Annotated in this window: 19 protein-coding genes; 10 read left to right on the top strand and 9 right to left on the bottom strand. The window is 61.6% G+C overall.

The features are described 5' to 3' along the window. The first annotated feature begins 202 nt into the window (after window positions 1-202). Complete coding sequence (locus ACGSLL_RS09520; protein ID WP_394505238.1) at window positions 203-2278, top strand: AsmA family protein; 2076 nt, start codon at window positions 203-205, stop codon at window positions 2276-2278. A 108-nt stretch (window positions 2279-2386) separates the two neighbouring features. On the opposite strand, the gene ACGSLL_RS09515 is transcribed toward ACGSLL_RS09520, so the two are convergent. Continuing rightward, window positions 2387-2920 carry a ferritin-like domain-containing protein gene (locus ACGSLL_RS09515; RefSeq protein WP_394505236.1) on the bottom strand — a complete coding sequence of 178 codons (534 nt, stop codon included), beginning with the start codon at window positions 2918-2920 and terminating at the stop codon, window positions 2387-2389. A 92-nt stretch (window positions 2921-3012) separates the two neighbouring features. Beyond that, entirely contained in the window at window positions 3013-3942 is a 930-nt protein-coding gene (locus ACGSLL_RS09510) for a LysR substrate-binding domain-containing protein (protein ID WP_394505234.1), read from the bottom strand. A 108-nt stretch (window positions 3943-4050) separates the two neighbouring features. Between ACGSLL_RS09510 and ACGSLL_RS09505 the strand changes: the two genes are divergently transcribed. The 3 genes from ACGSLL_RS09505 (at window position 4051) to ACGSLL_RS09495 (ending at window position 5965) form a co-directional block, all read left to right on the top strand. Beyond that, window positions 4051-4689 carry an FMN-dependent NADH-azoreductase gene (locus tag ACGSLL_RS09505; protein WP_394505232.1) on the top strand — a complete coding sequence of 213 codons (639 nt, stop codon included), beginning with the start codon at window positions 4051-4053 and terminating at the stop codon, window positions 4687-4689. Then, entirely contained in the window at window positions 4689-4994 is a 306-nt protein-coding gene (locus tag ACGSLL_RS09500) for a DMT family transporter (protein WP_394505230.1), read from the top strand. Before ACGSLL_RS09505 ends, ACGSLL_RS09500 begins: the two co-directional genes overlap by 1 nt. A 92-nt stretch (window positions 4995-5086) precedes the next feature. Then, entirely contained in the window at window positions 5087-5965 is an 879-nt protein-coding gene (locus tag ACGSLL_RS09495; protein WP_394505228.1) for an esterase/lipase family protein, read from the top strand. Between the two features lie 114 nt (window positions 5966-6079). Here ACGSLL_RS09495 and ACGSLL_RS09490 read toward each other — a convergent pair whose 3' ends face one another. Further along, the gene (locus tag ACGSLL_RS09490; protein WP_394505226.1) at window positions 6080-6967 is read right to left on the bottom strand and encodes a DMT family transporter; all 888 of its coding nucleotides are present in this window, start codon (window positions 6965-6967) and stop codon (window positions 6080-6082) included. 96 nt (window positions 6968-7063) lie between these two features. Between ACGSLL_RS09490 and ACGSLL_RS09485 the strand changes: the two genes are divergently transcribed. The 3 genes from ACGSLL_RS09485 (at window position 7064) to ACGSLL_RS09475 (ending at window position 9445) form a co-directional block, all read left to right on the top strand. Further along, window positions 7064-7858 carry an AraC family transcriptional regulator gene (locus tag ACGSLL_RS09485; RefSeq protein WP_394505224.1) on the top strand — a complete coding sequence of 265 codons (795 nt, stop codon included), beginning with the start codon at window positions 7064-7066 and terminating at the stop codon, window positions 7856-7858. Window positions 7859-7921: 63 nt separating this feature from the next. Further along, window positions 7922-8227, top strand: a complete 306-nt coding sequence (locus ACGSLL_RS09480) for a PsiF family protein (RefSeq protein WP_394505222.1) — start codon at window positions 7922-7924, stop codon at window positions 8225-8227. Window positions 8228-8431: 204 nt separating this feature from the next. Further along, complete coding sequence (locus ACGSLL_RS09475; protein ID WP_258450662.1) at window positions 8432-9445, top strand: AI-2E family transporter; 1014 nt, start codon at window positions 8432-8434, stop codon at window positions 9443-9445. A 135-nt stretch (window positions 9446-9580) separates the two neighbouring features. On the opposite strand, the gene ACGSLL_RS09470 is transcribed toward ACGSLL_RS09475, so the two are convergent. Then, window positions 9581-10855 carry an Hsp70 family protein gene (locus ACGSLL_RS09470; protein WP_394505219.1) on the bottom strand — a complete coding sequence of 425 codons (1275 nt, stop codon included), beginning with the start codon at window positions 10853-10855 and terminating at the stop codon, window positions 9581-9583. Between the two features lie 292 nt (window positions 10856-11147). On the opposite strand from ACGSLL_RS09470, the gene ACGSLL_RS09465 reads away from it, so the two are divergent. The 3 genes from ACGSLL_RS09465 (at window position 11148) to ACGSLL_RS09455 (ending at window position 13984) form a co-directional block, all read left to right on the top strand. After that, window positions 11148-12092 carry a DnaJ C-terminal domain-containing protein gene (locus ACGSLL_RS09465; RefSeq protein WP_394505217.1) on the top strand — a complete coding sequence of 315 codons (945 nt, stop codon included), beginning with the start codon at window positions 11148-11150 and terminating at the stop codon, window positions 12090-12092. Window positions 12093-12115: 23 nt separating this feature from the next. After that, entirely contained in the window at window positions 12116-12421 is a 306-nt protein-coding gene (locus ACGSLL_RS09460; RefSeq protein ID WP_394505215.1) for a chaperone modulator CbpM, read from the top strand. Window positions 12422-12574: 153 nt separating this feature from the next. Beyond that, window positions 12575-13984 carry an SET domain-containing protein gene (locus ACGSLL_RS09455; protein WP_394505213.1) on the top strand — a complete coding sequence of 470 codons (1410 nt, stop codon included), beginning with the start codon at window positions 12575-12577 and terminating at the stop codon, window positions 13982-13984. A gap of 57 nt (window positions 13985-14041) precedes the next feature. Here ACGSLL_RS09455 and ureC read toward each other — a convergent pair whose 3' ends face one another. The 5 genes from ureC to ureA form a co-directional block, all read right to left on the bottom strand. Further along, window positions 14042-15742, bottom strand: coding sequence for an urease subunit alpha (gene ureC, locus ACGSLL_RS09450; RefSeq protein WP_394505211.1), 1701 nt, complete (start codon window positions 15740-15742; stop codon window positions 14042-14044). Window positions 15743-15882: 140 nt separating this feature from the next. Beyond that, entirely contained in the window at window positions 15883-16188 is a 306-nt protein-coding gene (locus ACGSLL_RS09445) for an urease subunit beta (protein WP_090280934.1), read from the bottom strand. Then, on the bottom strand, window positions 16188-16721 hold the full coding sequence (locus ACGSLL_RS09440) for a GNAT family N-acetyltransferase (RefSeq protein WP_394505208.1): 534 nt from the start codon (window positions 16719-16721) through the stop codon (window positions 16188-16190). The genes ACGSLL_RS09445 and ACGSLL_RS09440 overlap by 1 nt, the downstream gene beginning before the upstream one ends. Window positions 16722-16726: 5 nt before the next feature. Then, window positions 16727-17260: a GNAT family N-acetyltransferase gene (locus ACGSLL_RS09435; RefSeq protein WP_394505206.1), complete on the bottom strand. Its 534-nt coding sequence runs from the start codon at window positions 17258-17260 to the stop codon at window positions 16727-16729. A gap of 8 nt (window positions 17261-17268) precedes the next feature. After that, window positions 17269-17571: an urease subunit gamma gene (gene ureA, locus ACGSLL_RS09430; RefSeq protein WP_042608931.1), complete on the bottom strand. Its 303-nt coding sequence runs from the start codon at window positions 17569-17571 to the stop codon at window positions 17269-17271. Window positions 17572-17615: the final 44 nt, after the last annotated feature.

The raw sequence follows: 17615 nt of genomic DNA, 5'->3' as shown, positions 1-17615 counted from the left end.
CTCGCGCCTCGCAAAAGTGCGGGTCGCGGTAACACTGCTCGACCAATCGGTCAGTTTTGCTGGTCTTTTTATGGCTTAAACTGCCTTTCAATTAAACCTGCGGGCCTTTCGCCAGTCACAGACTGCATGAGGGCCGCTTCGGTCTGCCGTTTCAACTGCGCGTCTGGACAGGGCCGTGCAGCCGTGATCAGGAGCTTTGTGCATGACGCGCACTGGAAAAATCTTCAGCTGGACCTTCGCCACGCTCGTACTGCTTTTGGCAGTGCTGATTCTGATCATCGTGTTTTTCGACTGGAACCGGATCAAACCCACCATCAACAGCAAAGTCTCCGAAGAACTGCACCGGGCGTTTGCCATCAATGGCAACCTGGCGGTGATCTGGCAGCGCGAGCCTGAAGAAGGCGGCTGGCGCGCCTGGGTGCCGTGGCCGCATGTGGTCGCCGAAGACCTCAGCCTGGGTAACCCGGACTGGTCGAAGCAGGGGCAGATGGTCACCCTGAAAAAGGTCGAGCTGCGCATCTCGCCGCTGGCCTTGCTGGCGCAGCGCGTAGTGATCCCACGTATCGACCTGACCGAACCCAACGCCGAGCTGCAACGCCTGGCCGACGGTCGCGCCAACTGGGTGTTCAAGTTCGACCCGAAAGACCCGAACGCCGAACCGTCGGATTGGGTGGTCGACATCGGCGCCATCGGCTTCGACAAGGGCCACGTCACGCTCGATGACCAGACTCTCAAGACCCGTCTCGAAGTGCTGATTGATCCGCTCGGCAAGCCGATTCCGTACAGTGATATTGTCGGCGCCAAAGCGGCGAAAAACGCGCAGGACAAGGGCGGCGCGCCGCAGGATTATGCGTTTGCGCTGAAAGTCAAAGGCCAGTACCACGGCCAGAATCTGACTGGCCAGGGCAAGATCGGCGGGCTGCTGGCATTGCAGGATGCGCGCAAGCCCTTCCCGTTGCAGGCGCAAGCGCAGATCGGCGATACCCGCATTGAACTGGCCGGCACCCTGACCGACCCGCTCAACCTCGGCGCTCTCGACCTGCGCCTGAAGCTGGCCGGCGCGAGCCTCGGCAACCTCTACCCGCTGACCGGCGTGACCCTGCCGGACACGCCGCCGTACTCCACCGACGGCCATCTGATCGCCAAGCTGCATGACGAGGCGGGGGCGAAATTCACCTACGAGAAATTCAACGGCAAGATCGGCGACAGCGACATTCATGGTGACCTGACCTATGTCGCCAGCCAGCCACGGCCGAAACTCAGCGGCGCGTTGCTCTCCAATCAATTGCTGTTCGCCGATCTCGCGCCGCTGATTGGCGCCGATTCCAACACCGAGCAAAAGGCCCGTGGCGGCGCGAGCAAGCAACCGACCGATAAGGTGCTGCCAGTCGAGGAGTTTAAGACCGATCGCTGGCGCGCCATGGACGCCGACGTCGAATTCACCGGCAAGCGCATCGTGCACAGCGAAAAGCTGCCGTTCACCGACCTTTATACCCACTTGAAACTCGACGACGGCGAACTCAGCCTCGAGCCGCTGCGCTTTGGCGTGGCCGGCGGCAATCTGGATGCACAGATTCGCCTCAACGGGCGTACAGAACCGCTGGAAGGCCGGGCCCGCTTGACCGCGCGCAAGTTCAAGCTCAAGGAACTGTTCCCGACCTTCGAACCGATGAAGACCAGTTTCGGTGAGCTCAACGGTGACGCCGATATCAGCGGACGCGGCAACTCGGTGGCCAAGCTGCTCGGCGGCGCCAACGGCAAGTTGAAAATGTTGATCAACGACGGTGCGATCAGCCGCGAGCTGATGGAGCTGGCCGGGCTCAACGTTGGTAATTACGTGGTCGGCAAGATCTTTGGCGACAAGGAAGTGAAGATCAATTGCGCTGCTGCCGACTTCGATATCAAGACCGGGCTGGCGACCACGCAGCTGTTTGTTTTCGATACCGAGAACGCAATCATCTACATCGACGGCACGGCGAACATGGCCACCGAGCAACTCGACCTGACGGTGACGCCGGAATCCAAGGGCTGGCGCCTGATCTCCCTGCGCTCGCCGCTGTATGTGCGCGGCAAGTTCATCAAGCCGGATGCCGGGGTGAAGGCTGTGCCATTGATGTTGCGTGGCGCGGGCATGGTTGCATTGGGTGTGATCGCTGCTCCGGCGGCCGGGCTGTTGGCGCTGGTCGCACCGAGCGGTGGCGAGCCGAACCAGTGTGCGCCGTTGCTGGAGCAGATGAAGCAGGGCAAGGCGCCGGTGACTGTTAAACCTACCCGGTAACCGGTTGCCTTTGACGGCCCCTTCGCGAGCAGGCTCGCTCCCACATTTGAACGTATTCCTTCAGTTGAAATGCGTTCAAGGGTGGGAACGATCTGCATCAGCTTGGGGTTACAGGTCTTTCAGAATGTCCGCCATGTCATCGGCGTGTTCTTCTTCCTGGGCCAGGATGTCTTCGAAAATGCGTCGGGTTGTCGGGTCTTTGTCGCCGAGGTACTGAATGATCTCGCGGTAACTGTCGATGGCGATCCGCTCCGCAACAAGGTCTTCGTAGACCATTTCCTTGAGCGTATTGCCCGCCACGTATTGCGCGTGGGACAGCTTGCTCAGCAGGTCGGGATTGAATTCCGGCTCGCCACCCAGTTGCACGATGCGCTCTGCCAGGCGATCAGCGTGCTCGGATTCCTGATTGGCATGCTCGAGGAATTCATCAGCGGCTGCTTTGGCTTTCAGGCCGGTGGCCATGAAGTAATGCCGTTTGTAGCGCAAGGTGCACACCAGTTCGGTGGCCAGCGATTCGTTGAGCAGGCGCAGCACTTCTTCGCGGTTGGCGCTGTAGCTCTCGGTGACGGCGCCGTTTTCGACGTGTTGGCGCGCACGTTCACGCAGGGTTTGTACATCTGACAAATGCAGGTCGTCGCTCATGTGGGTCTCTCCTGGAGGCTAATCCGATGGGCGCCACGTTCTGCTGACGCGGTCGCTACCCATGCTGTGAGTGACGCGCGCGGCGAAAAGTTTTATGCGATTTGCGCCGACCGTGGCGTCAACCCGCAGCGCTGCGCTTCTTCACGCAGCCAGGCGAAAAAGGCCCGCACCGGCGGATGCCGCTCACGGCCCGGCACGCACAAGGCGCTGTAGCCGGCGCCATCGACTTGAATTTCGCTGCGGTACGGGACCAGCACACCGCTGGCGACGCTCTGCGAAACCAGAATATTGCTCGCCAGCACCAGGCCTTGCCCGGCGATCGCCGCTTGCAGGGCGTAATGCTCTTCATCGTATTCGCGGATCGCCGGCGGCGGGTTCAGCCAGTTCTCGCCAGACTTTGCGCACCACGCATGCCAGCCATGCGCGTAGAGCTTCGAGTTGTACCAGTGCACGCTGATCAGCGTCGGCGTGCGCCGGGCGGCCAGCGCCACCTGCTCGGGCGAGCCATAGACGCCGAACGACTCATCGAACAGGCACAGACCGTACAGGTTCGGGTAGTCGTCGAGGCTGTAGCGCAGCACCAGATCGACGCTGGCGTCCTGATGCAGATCGATGACTTCGCAATGGGTGTCGAGGCGCACGTTGATGTCCGGATGCTGCGCATAGAAACGCCCGAGCCGTGGTACCAGCCACAGCGCGGCGAACGCGGCGGTGGTCGACAGCGTCAGGCTGCTGCCGCTGCGTTGCGGGCGCAAGGTATCGACGCTTTGCGCCACTTCCAGCAACGCGCCGTGCAGGCTGCGAAACAGACGCTCGCCGCCCTCGGTCAGGCGCACCTGGCGCGGCAGGCGTTCAAACAGCGCGACGCCAAGCCAGTCCTCCAGCGCGCGGACCTGATGAGAAATAGCGGTGGGCGTGACGGACAGTTCTTCAGCGGCGGCTTTGAAACTCAGCAGCCGCGAAGCCGATTCAAAGGCACGCAGAGCGGTCAGCGGCAACGAGGCAAACATGTGTAACTCCATGGATGAAATCAATTCATCCCGACTGATTTTTGCTCATTTGAAGACGTGCAGTGATGAGCCTCAAGCTGCAAGCCACAAGTGAATTGATTCTAGTCGGAGGAACTACAGATGAGCAGGATTCTTGTGGTGCATGCCAGTCCGCGGGGCGATCGATCGACCTCGCGGCGGCTGGCGGAAGGGTTTTTGAGTGCCTGGCAGGCGCGTCATCCGGGGGCGCAGGTGACTCGCCGTGAGGTCGGGCGGGCGTTGATTCCAGCGGTCAGCGAGGCGTTTGTGGCGGCGGCGTTTTATCCCGAGCCCGAGGCGCGACCCTTGGTGATGCAGGCGGATCTGGCGCTGAGTGACGAGTTGGTGGCGGAACTGTTCGAACACGATCTGCTGCTGATTTCCACGCCGATGTACAACTTCAATGTGCCCAGCGGCCTCAAGGCCTGGGTCGATCAAATCGTTCGTCTGGGGCTGACCTTCGACCACACGCTGGACAACGGCGTCGCCCAGTACACGCCATTGTTGCAGGGCAAGAAAGCCCTGATCGTCACCAGTCGCGGCGGCTTTGGCTTCGGTCCGGGCGGCGAGCTCGAAGCCTTGAACCATGCTGATCCGTGGCTGCGCACGGCGTTGGGTTTCATCGGCATCAGCGACGTCACGGTTGTCGCCGCCGAAGGCGAGGAATCCGCCGAACGCACCTTTGCGGTGTCGGTGGCCGAGGCCGAGCATCGGCTGCTCGACCTCGCCCGGACATTCTGATGGCCTGGCTGTTCTTGCTGATCGCTGCCGGGTTTGAAGTGACGTTCGCCATGGGCATGAAGTACGCCGAAGGCTTCACTCGGCCATGGCCGTCGTTGATCACCGTGATTGCTGCGGTCGGCGGGATTTATTTTCTGACCCTGGCGATGCGTGACCTGCCGGTGAGCATCGCTTACCCGATCTGGACTGCAATTGGCTCGCTGGGCACGGTGTTTCTCGGTTTCGCCCTGCTGGGCGAGAGCCTGACGCTGGTCAAACTGCTCTCGGTGGGGCTGATCGTGGCGGGGGTGGTGGGCCTGAAGTAGGCGGGTGGTCGAGTTGTCATGATCTGCGTGGATGCTTGGCGGGCGTTTTGCACGCCTTGCATTCACTCACCGACTACAAGGATGTCTGCCCCATGTCGACACGTTATCCACTGGTGCTGGTGCCGGGCATGCTCGGGTTTGTCCGGCTGGTGTTGTACCCGTATTGGTACGGCATCCTCAAGGCGTTGCGCCGCACGGGTGCAACGGTGATTGCCGTGCAGGTATCGCCGCTCAATTCCACTGAGGTGCGTGGCGAGCAGTTGCTGGCGCGAATCGATGAAATCCTGCGCGAGACCGGTGCGCCGAAGGTCAACCTGTTCGGCCACAGCCAGGGCGCGCTGACCGCGCGTTATGTGGCGGCGAAACGCCCGGATCTGGTCGCCTCGGTGACGTCGGTGGCCGGGCCGAATCACGGTTCGGAACTGGCAGACCATCTGGAAAAACATTATCCCGCCGACAGCGCCCGGGGCCGTCTGCTCGAAGCCCTGCTGCGCCTGGTCGGCTGGGTCATGGCCTTGCTCGATAGCGGCTACCACGGGCCGAAACTGCCGGTGGACATTCACGCTTCCCACCATTCGCTGACCACGGCCGGCGTGGCGCTGTTCAATCAGCGTTATCCACAAGGCTTGCCGCAAACCTGGGGCGGGCAGGGGCCGGAGGAGGTCAATGGTGTGCGCTATTACTCGTGGTCAGGCACGTTGCAGCCGGGCAAGACTGATCGGGGCGGCAATCTGTTCGACGGGACGAATCGCAGCTGTCGCCTGTTTGCGAAAACCTTCGTGCGCGAGCCGGGGCAGTGCGACGGCATGGTTGGGCGCTACAGCTCGCATCTGGGCACGGTGATTGGCGATGACTATCCGCTGGACCATTTCGACATCGTCAATCAGTCGTTGGGGCTGGTTGGCAAGGACGCGGACCCGGTGCGGTTGTTTGTCGAGCATGCGGCGCGGCTGGAGGCGAAGGGTTGTTAGCAGGCAGACCGCGTTATCGTTCATCGCTGGCAAGCCAGTTCCCACAGTGGGTTGCATTGCCATTGAAGGAATGCGCTTGAATGTGGGAGCGAGCCTGCTCGCGAAGAGGCCTGATCAGGCAATACTGATCTTGCGCCCCAGCACCGTGGTCCAACGCTCTGACAACACCACCCCACCCAATGTCAGCAACCCGCCGACGAGGTGATACATCGCCAACTGCTCCTTCAACACCACCGCAGCAATCAGCGCGGTAATCAACGGCAGCAAGTTGAAAAACAGCGTCGTGCGGCTCGGCCCCAAACGCTGCACCGCCTGCATCCACGCCAGCGGCGCGAGCATCGATGCCAGCAGGCAGGCGTACAGCACCAGCGGGATGTTCTGCACGGTCAACCCGGTTTTCGGCGAAGCGGCATACAGCGGAAACAGCACAACGATCGCCACCAGCACCTGCAAGTACAGCAACACCAGCGGCGGCAAACGCAGCTGCCATTTTTTCAGCAGCGTGCTGTAGATCGCGTAGGCCAGCGTGGCGATCAGCATCATCGCATCACCCAGATTCACCCCGTGTTGCAGCAGGCTGCCAAGGCTGCCAGACGACACCACCACCAATACCCCGGTGAACGACAGCACCGCGCCGACCAGCGCCCCGGCAGTCAGGCGTTGCCCGAGACTGATGATCGCCATGGCCAGCGACATCAACGGCATCAGCGACAGGATGATGCCCATGTTAGTGGCGGTCGTCAGGGTCGCGGCGAAGTAGGCGAGGCTCTGATACACCGCCATGCCCAGCACGCCGAGAACGAAAATCTTGCCCAGGTTCGGCCGAATCTGAGGCCAGTGCGCGATCACCGCTTTGAGCATGAAAGGGGTGAACAGCAGGCCCGCCAGCAGCCAGCGGTAAAAACCGATCTCGGCGGGGAAAATCGCCCCGACCGCCAGTTTGTTGATCACGGTATTGCCGGCCCAGATAAAAATCGCCAGCAGTGGAAAAGCGTATTGCATAAGTTGAAACCAGTACGTTGATGAACGGCGATTATCCCTTGTCTGGATGCAGCCCTATACTGCGAACCGGACAACCTGCCTCTGTAACCGGACAGCATGAACAGCAAACACATCGATCTGCTGGATTTCAGCGAACTGCCGTCGGCGGTGTACTTTCGCTACGCCGATTTCAACGCTCATGAATTTGCCGCACCGCATCGGCACCCATGGGGCACGCTGGAATACGCGGCGCACGGTGTGCTGCACATGGATGTCGACGGCAACCGCTTCATGTCACCGCCGCAATACGCCGTGTGGGTGCCGCCGCAGGTCGAGCACAGTTTCTATAGCCATCAACCGGTCAACTACCGCGCGGTGTGCCTCGAACCCAAGGTGTGCGCCGGGCTGCCTACGCGGGCCTGCACCCTGGCGATCAGTGACATTCTCAAGGCGATCCTGAAGGACTTCGCCGCGCGCGATGTGAAGATCCCGCAACTCGATGCCGATCAGCGCCTGGCCCAGGTGCTGGTCGATCAACTGCAACAAGCGCCGGTGCATGAGTGCTACCTGCCGTACGCCAGCAGCCCCGGCTTGCTGGCGATTCTCGACGCCTTGCAGGCGGAGCCTGGCAACAATCAGCCGCTGGCCCACTGGGCGCTGCAGGTGCATGTCAGCGAGCGCACGCTGGCGCGGCAGTTTGTCCGCGAACTGGGGATGAGTTTCGGCGAGTGGCGCCAGCGTTTGCGCTATCTGGCCGCGATCGAGGCGCTGGAGACGTCGCGCTCAGTCCAGGAAATCGCCTTCGATCTCGGCTACAGCAGCGGCTCGGCGTTCATCGCCATGTTCGCGCGTCAGGCCGGGTGCACGCCGGAGCAATATCGTCGTAGCCACCTGGAAGGCAGGAAGGTGTAACAGGATTTGGCTACACTCCAGCCAAGGCCGCATCCATCGGTGCGGCAACCAGGAGAAAACTCCATGAAGATGTTGCGTGTGCCTTTGTTGATGATCGGTCTGTTCCTGTGTTCCCAGGGTTTCGCCGCCACGGCGCAACAGAACAAGATGACCACCTGCAATGCCGATGCGACCGCCAAGAGTCTGAAGGGCGACGAGCGCAAAACCTTCATGAGCACTTGCCTCAAGGCCACCCCGGCGGCCAATGACGGCAAGGTCCTGACCCCGCAACAGCAGAAAATGAGCACCTGCAATGCCGACGCGAAAACCAAGGCGCTGACCGGCGATGCGCGCAAGGCGTTCATGAGTGATTGTCTGAAGAAAAAATAATCCGCCAGATCTCGTAGTGAGCGTGCCGGCCCCTTCGCGAGCAGGCTCGCTCCCACAATTGAAATGCACTCCCCTGTGGGAGCGAGCCTGCTCGCGAAAGCGTCGCTGAGTGCACCGCCAATCTCTAACCCCGCATATCCCTAGTGCTCTCCCCGGATCGCTGGCAGACTGCCCATCCTTTTACGCCGTTCGTTTTGAGGCTGTATGCCAACGTTTTCTCAGCGTCATGTCGTGTTCTGGGTCAGTTGCGTCATCATTTTCGGCGGTCTGCTGCTGGTGCTGCCGCTGCGCTTGTTGCCGAGTCTGCTGGCCGGGTTGCTGGTGTTCGAGCTGGTCAACATGCTGACCCCGCAGTTGCAGCGCTTGATCGAAGGCCGCCGGGCACGTTGGCTGGCCGTGGCCTTGCTGGGCACGCTGGTGGTGAGTGTGCTGGCTCTGCTCTTCGCCGGCGCGATCAGTTTTCTGTTGCACGAAGCCGAAAACCCGGGCGCATCCCTCGATAAATTCATGGGCGTGGTCGACCGTGCGCGCGGGCAGTTGCCGCCGTTCATCGACGCCTATCTGCCGGCCAGTGCGGCGGAGTTTCGCGTAGCGATTGGCGAATGGATGGGCAAGCACCTGTCCGACCTGCAACTGGTCGGCAAGGACGCCGCGCACATGTTCGTCACGCTGCTGATCGGCATGGTGCTCGGCGCGATCATTGCGCTGCAACGCATCCCCGACGTGACCAAACGCAAGCCACTGGCCGCCGCGCTGTTCGATCGTCTGCACCTGTTGGTGCAGGCGTTTCGCAACATCGTCTTCGCGCAGATCAAGATTTCCCTGCTCAACACCTTCTTCACCGGGATCTTTCTTGCGGTGGTCCTGCCGATGTTCGGGATCAAGCTGCCGCTGACCAAGACCCTGATCGTGCTGACGTTCCTGCTCGGCCTGCTGCCGGTGATCGGCAACCTGATTTCCAACACGCTGATCACCATCGTCGGCCTGTCGCTGTCGATCTGGGTGGCGATTGCAGCGTTGGGCTACCTGATTTTTATCCACAAGCTTGAATACTTTCTCAACGCGCGCATCGTCGGCGGGCAGATCAGTGCCAAGTCGTGGGAGTTGCTGCTGGCGATGCTGGTGTTCGAAGCCGCGTTCGGTTTGCCGGGGGTGGTGGCGGGGCCGATTTATTACGCGTACCTGAAGAGCGAACTGAAGCTGGGCGGAATGGTTTGATCCATGCCTCGTAGCGACTGAGCGGGCCTCTTCGCGAGCAGGCTCGCTCCCACACTGGATAGCATTTCAACTGTAGGAATGCGCTCGAAATGTGGGAGCGAGCCTGCTCGCGAAGGACGCGCCGCCGGCTATGGATCAGGCCATCGCGCCATAGCGCTTCATGGCTTCAATCGCCAGGCCGCTGCCAATGCTGCCGAAGATATTGCCTTCGACATGCCGCGCTTTCGGCAGCATCGCCGAGACGCTGTTGCGCAGCGCCGGGATGCCGCTGGAGCCGCCGGTGAAGAACACCGTATCGACCTGATCCACCGCCACACCGGCATCGCTCAACAGTTGTGTGACACTGCCGCGCACCCGCTCCAGCAGCGCATCGATCGACGATTCGAACAGCGCCCGCGTCAGTTCCACACTCAAACCGGCTTCGATGCGGTCCAGCGGCACATGGCGGCTGTCGGTGTGGGTCAGCTGGATCTTGGTTTCTTCCACTTCCATCGCCAGCCAGTGCCCGGCACGCTGCTCGATCAGCTTGAACAGACGGTCGATGCCGCCGGTGTCTTCGATGTCATAGCGCATGCTGCCCAGCGCCAGCGTCGATTTCTGCGAGTACACCGAGTTGATGGTGTGCCAGGTCGCCAGGTTCATGTGATGGCTGGTCGGCATGTACGCACCGCTCTTCATCCGGCTGCCGTAGCCGAACAGCGGCATAAGGCCTTGCAGGCTCAGCTGTTTGTCGAAGTCGGTACCGCCGATGTGCACGCCACCGGTGGCGAGGATGTCATCGTGACGGTTATCAAGCGCGCGGCGCTCGGGCGACAGGCGCACCAGCGAGAAGTCCGATGTACCACCGCCGATGTCGACGATCAGCACCAGCTCTTCTTTCTCGATGGTCGACTCGTAGTCGAACGCTGCGGCGATCGGTTCGTACTGGAACGACACGTCCTTGAAACCGATCTTGCGAGCCACTTCGACCAGGGTGTCTTCGGCTTCCTGGTCGGCCAGCGGATCGTCATCGACGAAGAACACCGGGCGCCCCAGCACCACTTGCTCGAATTCGCGACCGGCGGCGGTTTCGGCGCGGCTCTTGAGTTGGCCGATGAACAGCCCGAGCAGGTCCTTGAACGGCATCGCCGTGCCAAGCACGCTGGTGTCGTGCTTGATCAGCTTGGAACCGAGCAGGCTTTTCAGCGAGCGCATCAGCCGGCCTTCGTAGCCTTCCAGATATTCGTGCAGCGCCAGGCGTCCATAGACCGGGCGACGTTCCTCGATATTGAAGAAGACCACCGAGGGCAGGGTGATCTTGTCGTCTTCCAGCGCGATCATGGTGTCCATGCCGGGGCGCAGCCAGCCGACGGTGGAGTTGGACGTGCCGAAGTCGATGCCGCAGGCACGGGCTGGAGAGGCGTCTTTCATGTCTTTCGGTTCCGGTCAAAAAAACGGCCGCGCAGTGTATGTCAGTGCGCGCCAGATTCGAAGGCCGGTCATCTGCTATTTCGCATCCCGGCCACCTTGAAACCCAGTGGTTTGCCCCAAACTTGCTGGCATGGGCCGGCAGATACACCGGCGGTCAGCAGAACCGCCGTCCACTGCCGATAAACTTCTGCGGCGCCACCCGGTCACAATCTTGAGATCGGTCAACCCGGCACGTGCCAATCGGGCGCAGGCTGGCAACGGCGCGAAATCGATAACGGATGGTGATCCTTCAATGGACTTCAAAGACTATTACAAGATACTCGGCGTGGAGCCGACAGCGGACGACAAGGCGATCAAGGCGGCCTATCGCAAGCTGGCGCGCAAATATCACCCCGATGTCAGCAAGGAAAAGGACGCCGAGGCCAAGTTCAAAGACGCCTCGGAAGCCTATGAAGCACTGAAAAGCGCCGACAAGCGCGCCGAATACGATGAGCTGCGCCGTTATGGTCAGCACGGTCAGCCCTTCCAGGGGCCACCGGGCTGGCAGAGCCGTGGCGGCTTCGGTGGTGGCGGTGCCGATACCGGCGACTTCTCGGACTTCTTCAGTTCGATCTTCGGCAATCGCGGCCCCGGTTTCGGTGGCGGCGAGGGCCGGCAATCCCGTGGGCGGCGAGGGCAGGACGTGGAAATGGAATTGCCGGTGTTTCTTGAGGAAACCCTGTCGAACGAGTCGAAAAAGGTCACCTTCCAGGTGCCGCAATACAACGCGCATGGCCAGCACGTCAGCAACACCAGCAAGAGCCTCAACGTGAAAATTCCGGCGGGCGTTGCCGATGGCGAGCGGATTCGCTTGAAGGGCCAGGGCGCGCCGGGCGTCGGTGGCGGGGCGAATGGTGATCTGTACCTGACCATCCGCTTTGCGCCGCACCCCAAATTCGATGTCGAAGGCGACAACCTGATCATCACCTTGCCGCTGGCACCGTGGGAGCTGGCATTGGGCACTGAAGTGGCGGTGCCGACGCTGACCGGCAAGATCAACCTAAAGGTGCCGGCCGGCAGCCAGAACGGCCAGCGCATGCGTGCCAAGGGGCACGGCCTGAAGAGCAAGAGCGGCGAGCGCGGCTATCTGTTCGTGCAACTCAAGGCTGTGATGCCGAAAGCGGCCGACGATGAGGTCAAGGCGCTGTGGCAGGAACTGGCGAAAAAAGCTGCGTTCGACCCGCGAGAGAACTTCTGAATTCGACGACGGAGTAGCCCATCATGAGCACCCCCCTGAGCGTTCAACTGGACATGGCAGAATTCTGTGAGGCGGCCGATCTGACGGACGTCTACGTGATCGAGATCGTCGAGCACGGCATCCTCGAACCTCAGGGCGGGCAGCCGCGTGAATGGCGCTTCACCGATTACGAATTGGCCTTGGCCAAACGCGCCGCCAAGCTGCGGCGCGATCTGGAACTGGAGTGGGAAGGCGTCGCCCTGGCGCTGGACCTGCTCGAAGAAGTGCGCGAACTGCGCGCGGAAAACCGCATGTTGCGCCAGCGGTTGGGGCGTTTGCTGGTCGAATAGAGTCGCCATCCAGGGTTTTTGTTTGCACATGTTTTTCTGGTTTGAACGGGCGGATCGGTCTGCTAGTTTGCGCTGAGGATCGGCAATGGACGCCGATTCACGTAGCGCGACGCTTAGCGTGGCGCTGCGCCGTTCTTACAAGGAAACGTACGCATGCCAGTCAAATCCAGCCCTAAACCGCCAAGGCCCGGCGCGAGCAACATTGATGCGCGCCCACGCACACCCACCGATTCGACCCCGCCCGCACCGCAAACAACCCGCTTCACGCCCGACCCGGTGACTCAGAGAATCCCGGGCGAGACGCCCGAAAGCGCTGGCAGCACAGCCGACTCTTCGCCGGCACCAACCACTTCGCGGGTCCAGGTACATGCATCGACGTCCGCTTCCGCCGAAGGCGCCAGCGCCGACGTCCCTGCGCTGCAGCAATACCTGATTCCCGCGTCGATCACCCTGCCCGGCGCCGATGCCGATGGCTTGCGCACGTTCAAGGGCCGGCAGTACGCCGATGTTCGAGGTGGCGGCACGGTGTTGCTCGCCGTCGATGCACAAACCGGTCTGCACCGGGCGCGGCTGTCGAGCGAACTGCAGCCCTCGGGGCCGGTGCTGGCGCATGACCCTGCGAGCAACCATTGGTATCCGTTGCAGGATTTCGCAGTCTCCGCGCCCCAGGCGGTCATGCCACGCAAGAGTCGCCGCTCACCTCGCCGCAGTGACGATGAGTTCGAAATGGCCCTGGAGGAGCTGCCGCGCAATGACGATGGGGCCTCGGAGCAGTTTTACCTTGCTTCCGAATCCATGCCGATCAAGCCCTACACAGCGGCCGAACTGCGGGCGATGCGCAGCGAAACGCGTTACTCGTTTCTCGGCAATCAGCTCGGCACATACAACCGCGCAAACAATGGCAAGTATCCGCTACGGGACATTGCCGGCAGACCCATCCGCATTCGCAAGCTGGAAACCAAAGTGCGTCTGGCAGAGGGTGAGCTTTATACGTCTGAACAGATCAAGCCCTACATCAAGTTTGAAGGTCATGAAGATGTGGCGATGCTCTATGAACAGAAATTGCAATGGCGCGTATTCACCGAGACCGATGTAAAAGTCCCTGGCGAAAAGGCGTTGATCGGCCAGTCGATGGTGGTGGCCAACCGGCGCATTGCCAAGGGCGAGGCCATCGGCGTGTACGGCGGTGTCATCATGCCGGCGAGATTCGTACGGCCTTATGAGCAAACGTTCAGCATGCTCGCCGGGGTGCGCCTGCAGTACGGCCCGGGTCAGATGCTGCCGGACCCGCTGGCCATACTGGGCGACAACATCATTTCCCGGATCAATTCCAATTTCGAATACAACGAAGCAGGCAGGCCGATTCGTCAGGCTCCGGGTGGCTATAACGTAGAAACCGTGCCTTTCGATATCGAGGCGCAACAGTGGGTCGGCGATAAACAGGTGTCCCGCGACTTTATTCTCAACGCGGTGTTCGCTTCGCAGGACATCCCGGCAGGCACCGAGCTGCGCCTGGACTATAACTACAGCGAGCAACAGATGTCGTGGGCGTTTCCTGATTGATCAACCCGCGCTGCCGGGAACGGATCCGAGCGTCCGTACCCGGCAGCGCAAGAGTCGTCAGAAGAGGAAATAGCGCTGCGCCATCGGCAGCGTTTCCGCCGGCTCACACCACAACAGTACGCCGTCGGCCTTGACCTGATAGGTCTGCGGGTCGACGTTGATGTCCGGCAGGTAATCGTTGTGGATCAGGTCGGTTTTCTGCACGTCACGGCAACCTTTGACCACGGCGATTTTCTTCTTCAATCCCAGCGCTTCGGGCAAGCCTGCTTCCTGCGCCGCCTGGCTGATGAAGGTCAGGCTGGTGGCATGCAGCGAGCCGCCGTAACTGGCGAACATCGGGCGGTAATGCACCGGTTGCGGGGTCGGGATCGAAGCGTTGGCGTCGCCCATCAGGCTCGCGGCAATCGCGCCGCCCTTGAGAATCAGCGTCGGCTTGACACCGAAGAATGCCGGACGCCAGAGCACCAGATCGGCCCATTTGCCGACTTCCACCGAGCCGACTTCATGGCTGATGCCGTGAGTGATCGCCGGGTTGATGGTGTACTTGGCGATGTAGCGTTTGGCGCGGAAGTTGTCGTTGCCTTCGCCGTCCTGCGGCAGCGGGCCGCGCTGTTTTTTCATCTTGTCGGCGGTCTGCCAGGTGCGCGTGATGACTTCGCCGACACGGCCCATGGCCTGGCTGTCGGAGCTGATCATCGAGAACGCGCCAAGATCATGAAGAATGTCTTCGGCGGCAATCGTTTCGCGGCGGATACGGCTTTCGGCGAACGCGACGTCTTCGGCGATGCTCGGGTCGAGGTGGTGGCAGACCATCAGCATGTCGAGGTGTTCATCGATGGTGTTGCGGGTGAACGGCCGGGTCGGGTTGGTCGAACTCGGCAGGACGTTGGGAAAGCCGCAGGCCTTGATGATGTCCGGCGCGTGGCCGCCGCCAGCCCCTTCGGTGTGGTAGGTGTGGATGGTGCGGCCCTTGAACGCGCCGAGGGTGGTTTCGACGAAACCGGATTCGTTGAGGGTGTCGGTGTGGATCGCCACCTGTACGTCGAACTGATCGGCAACGCTCAGGCAGTTGTCGATACTCGCCGGGGTGGTGCCCCAGTCTTCGTGCAACTTGAGGCCGATGGCGCCGGCCTTGACCTGTTCGATCAACGGCTCCGGCAGGCTCGCGTTGCCTTTGCCGGTGAGGCCGATGTTCATCGGGAAGGCATCGGCCGCCTGGAGCATGCGCGCCAGGTGCCAAGGGCCGGATGTGCAAGTGGTGGCGTTGGTGCCGGTCGCCGGGCCGGTGCCACCGCCGATCATGGTGGTGACGCCGCTCATCAGCGCTTCTTCGATCTGCTGCGGGCAGATGAAATGGATGTGGGTGTCGATGCCGCCTGCGGTGAGAATCATGCCCTCGCCGGCAATCACTTCGGTGCCGGCACCGATGGCGATGGTCACGTCGGGCTGGACGTCGGGGTTACCGGCCTTGCCGATTGCCGCAATGCGTCCGTCCTTGAGGCCGACGTCGGCCTTGACGATGCCCCAGTGGTCGATGATCAGCGCGTTGGTGATCAGCGTGTCGACCACTTCAGCGGCGAGCAGCTGGCTCTGACCCTGCCCGTCGCGGATGACCTTGCCGCCGCCGAACTTCACTTCTTCGCCGTAGGTGGTGAAGTCCTTTTCGACTTCGATCCACAGCTCGGTGTCGGCCAGGCGCACCTTGTCGCCGACGGTGGGGCCGAACATGTCGGCGTAGGCTTGACGGGAGATTTTCATGGGGTATGCCTTGAGATTCAATGGGGGCTGATATCGCTCGCAATACTCGCTTTCGCGAGCAGGCTCGCTCCCACATTTGATCGCGTTCTCATGTGGGAGCGAGCCTGCTCGCGAAGGGGCCAGAGCGGGCACCGTGTTATTTAAAGGTCGCCCATTATTCGTCCGGCAAAGCCGAACACCCGGCGATGCCCGGCGTAATCCACCAGCTCGACTTCGCGGCTCTGCCCCGGCTCGAAACGCACCGCCGTGCCGGCCGGTATGTTCAGGCGCATGCCGCGGCTGGCGGCGCGGTCGAACAGCAGTGCGTCGTTGGTCTCGAAAAAGTGATAGTGCGAGCCGACCTGGATCGGCCGGTCGCCGCTGTTGGCAACTTTCAGGCTGACGGTGCGGCGGCCGACGTTGAGTTCGATGTCGCCGGGCTGGATCTGGTATTGGCCAGGAATCATCACTGGGCTCCTTGCAGAATCTTGTAATAGAGGGCGGTCGGGCGATACGTGCCGTGGGGGTCGCAGGCGTAGTCGGGGATTTCCCCGGCGCGGCTGTAGCCCAGCGCTTTATAGAAATCTTCCGCTGGCGAGCCGGCTTCGGTATCGAGATAGAGCAGGCCGCGCTGGTGTTTGCGCGCTTCGAGTTCCAGCGCCTGCATCAGTTGCTGGCCGAGGCCGCGCCGGCGCGCGTGTTCGCGCACCAGCAGTTTCTGCACTTCGGCGCGATTGCGGCCGTTGGCTTTCTGGCACAGGCCCAGTTGCACGCTGGCTAGCACTTGCTCGTCCTTGACCACCACCCAGAGCAGCACGCTGCCTTTGTTGACGTTGTCCTGAACTTCATCGAAATAGACGCGCGCCTGCGCCGCATCGAGGTCGGCCATAAAGCCGACGCTGGCGCCATAACCGACGGCGTCGAGCAACAGATCGATCAAGCCCTGGCGGTAATGCGCAAAGCTTTCCGCGTTGACGCGGCGCAACTGGGCGGCGTTCATCAGGGTCACTCCTTGTCGGCGTCAGGCGGCTGGGCGCCAGGGTTGAGGGTCAGTTGCATGAAGGTCAGGTCGAGCCAGCGGCCGAACTTGGTGCCGACCTGCGGTATCTGCCCGGTGATGCTGAAACCAGCGCGTTCATGCAGACGAATCGAGGCGGCGTTACCGCTTTCAATAGCGGCGACCATCACATGCTTGCCACAGGTTTTCGCGCGCTCGATCAGCGCTGTCATCAGTTGCGGGCCGAGGCCGTTGCCGCGCTGATCGCTGCGCACGTAAACCGAGTGTTCGACGGTGTGGCGGAAGCCGTCGAATGGGCGCCAGTCACCGAACGATGCGTAGCCGAGCACCGCGTCGTCGCGGTCGACGATTACCAGAATCGGGTAGGCCTGAGCCTGCCGCGCGCTGAACCACGCCTGGCGGTTGCCGAGGTCGACGGCTTGCTCGTTCCAGATCGCCGTGGTGTTGAGCACTGCGTCGTTGTAGATCTCGCGAATCGCCGGCAGGTCAGCGTGGACGGCATCGCGAATGGAATAGGTCATGGCGCGCCTCAAACGATCGGTTGGTGAACGGTGACCAGTTTGGTGCCGTCGGGAAACGTCGCTTCGACCTGGATTTCCGGAATCATTTCCGCGATGCCTTCCATCACTTGCTCGCGGCTGAGCAGGGTGGTGCCGTAGTGCATCAGCTCGGCGACGGTCTGGCCGTCACGCGCACCTTCGAGCAGCGCAGCGGAAATGTAGGCCATGGCTTCCGGGTAATTGAGTTTCACGCCACGGGCCAGACGCCGCTCGGCAACGAGGCCGGCGGTGAAGATCAGCAGCTTGTCTTTTTCGCGTGGAGTCAGGTCCATGGTTCGGGTTCCATCAGGGCAGATTGAAAAGAGTCGGGACTATT

The sequence above is a fragment of the Pseudomonas retamae genome (assembly GCF_043496865.1).
GTDB classification, from domain to species: domain Bacteria; phylum Pseudomonadota; class Gammaproteobacteria; order Pseudomonadales; family Pseudomonadaceae; genus Aquipseudomonas; species Aquipseudomonas retamae.
This window is presented reverse-complemented; position numbering and strand designations above follow the sequence as displayed.

What these genes read in the sequence shown, in the direction of transcription:
- ACGSLL_RS09520 (WP_394505238.1), top strand. Translation starts at nt 203, where the DNA reads ATGACGCGCACTGGAAAAATCTTCAGCTGGACCTTCGCCACGCTCGTA.
- ACGSLL_RS09515 (WP_394505236.1), bottom strand. Translation starts at nt 2,920, where the DNA reads ATGAGCGACGACCTGCATTTGTCAGATGTACAAACCCTGCGTGAACGT.
- ACGSLL_RS09510 (WP_394505234.1), bottom strand. Translation starts at nt 3,942, where the DNA reads ATGGAGTTACACATGTTTGCCTCGTTGCCGCTGACCGCTCTGCGTGCC.
- ACGSLL_RS09505 (WP_394505232.1), top strand. Translation starts at nt 4,051, where the DNA reads ATGAGCAGGATTCTTGTGGTGCATGCCAGTCCGCGGGGCGATCGATCG.
- ACGSLL_RS09500 (WP_394505230.1), top strand. Translation starts at nt 4,689, where the DNA reads ATGGCCTGGCTGTTCTTGCTGATCGCTGCCGGGTTTGAAGTGACGTTC.
- ACGSLL_RS09495 (WP_394505228.1), top strand. Translation starts at nt 5,087, where the DNA reads ATGTCGACACGTTATCCACTGGTGCTGGTGCCGGGCATGCTCGGGTTT.
- ACGSLL_RS09490 (WP_394505226.1), bottom strand. Translation starts at nt 6,967, where the DNA reads ATGCAATACGCTTTTCCACTGCTGGCGATTTTTATCTGGGCCGGCAAT.
- ACGSLL_RS09485 (WP_394505224.1), top strand. Translation starts at nt 7,064, where the DNA reads ATGAACAGCAAACACATCGATCTGCTGGATTTCAGCGAACTGCCGTCG.
- ACGSLL_RS09480 (WP_394505222.1), top strand. Translation starts at nt 7,922, where the DNA reads ATGAAGATGTTGCGTGTGCCTTTGTTGATGATCGGTCTGTTCCTGTGT.
- ACGSLL_RS09475 (WP_258450662.1), top strand. Translation starts at nt 8,432, where the DNA reads ATGCCAACGTTTTCTCAGCGTCATGTCGTGTTCTGGGTCAGTTGCGTC.
- ACGSLL_RS09470 (WP_394505219.1), bottom strand. Translation starts at nt 10,855, where the DNA reads ATGAAAGACGCCTCTCCAGCCCGTGCCTGCGGCATCGACTTCGGCACG.
- ACGSLL_RS09465 (WP_394505217.1), top strand. Translation starts at nt 11,148, where the DNA reads ATGGACTTCAAAGACTATTACAAGATACTCGGCGTGGAGCCGACAGCG.
- ACGSLL_RS09460 (WP_394505215.1), top strand. Translation starts at nt 12,116, where the DNA reads ATGAGCACCCCCCTGAGCGTTCAACTGGACATGGCAGAATTCTGTGAG.
- ACGSLL_RS09455 (WP_394505213.1), top strand. Translation starts at nt 12,575, where the DNA reads ATGCCAGTCAAATCCAGCCCTAAACCGCCAAGGCCCGGCGCGAGCAAC.
- ureC (WP_394505211.1), bottom strand. Translation starts at nt 15,742, where the DNA reads ATGAAAATCTCCCGTCAAGCCTACGCCGACATGTTCGGCCCCACCGTC.
- ACGSLL_RS09445 (WP_090280934.1), bottom strand. Translation starts at nt 16,188, where the DNA reads ATGATTCCTGGCCAATACCAGATCCAGCCCGGCGACATCGAACTCAAC.
- ACGSLL_RS09440 (WP_394505208.1), bottom strand. Translation starts at nt 16,721, where the DNA reads ATGAACGCCGCCCAGTTGCGCCGCGTCAACGCGGAAAGCTTTGCGCAT.
- ACGSLL_RS09435 (WP_394505206.1), bottom strand. Translation starts at nt 17,260, where the DNA reads ATGACCTATTCCATTCGCGATGCCGTCCACGCTGACCTGCCGGCGATT.
- ureA (WP_042608931.1), bottom strand. Translation starts at nt 17,571, where the DNA reads ATGGACCTGACTCCACGCGAAAAAGACAAGCTGCTGATCTTCACCGCC.